This is a genomic window from Pseudoalteromonas sp. UBA6610 (genome assembly GCF_002433295.1).
GTDB classification, from domain to species: Bacteria; Pseudomonadota; Gammaproteobacteria; order Enterobacterales; family Alteromonadaceae; genus Pseudoalteromonas; species Pseudoalteromonas atlantica.
In genome coordinates, this window is sequence record NZ_DJHW01000001.1 from 124755 (window position 1) to 124958 (window position 204).

Below are 204 nucleotides of genomic sequence, written 5' to 3' on the forward strand. Positions count from 1 at the left end.
TTAGAACCTTCTGGGTAACGACCAGCGATAGCAGCCCATGGATCTTCGCCAAGCTGTTTAAGGCCTAGAGATACACGAGTTTTATCTTTGTCGAATTTAAGAACTTTAACTGCGATTTCGTCGCCAACATTAACGATTTCTGAAGGGTGCTTAACACGCTTCCACGCCATATCAGAAATGTGTAGTAGACCATCAACACCACCA

At 44.1% G+C, this 204-nt stretch carries 1 protein-coding gene; it reads right to left on the reverse strand.

Features of this window, described 5'->3' with window-relative positions; genetic code table 11:
• Positions 1 to 204, reverse strand: a 204-nt coding sequence (locus B4F91_RS00570; protein WP_288635317.1) for a S1 RNA-binding domain-containing protein, incomplete at both ends; no start/stop codon positions are given.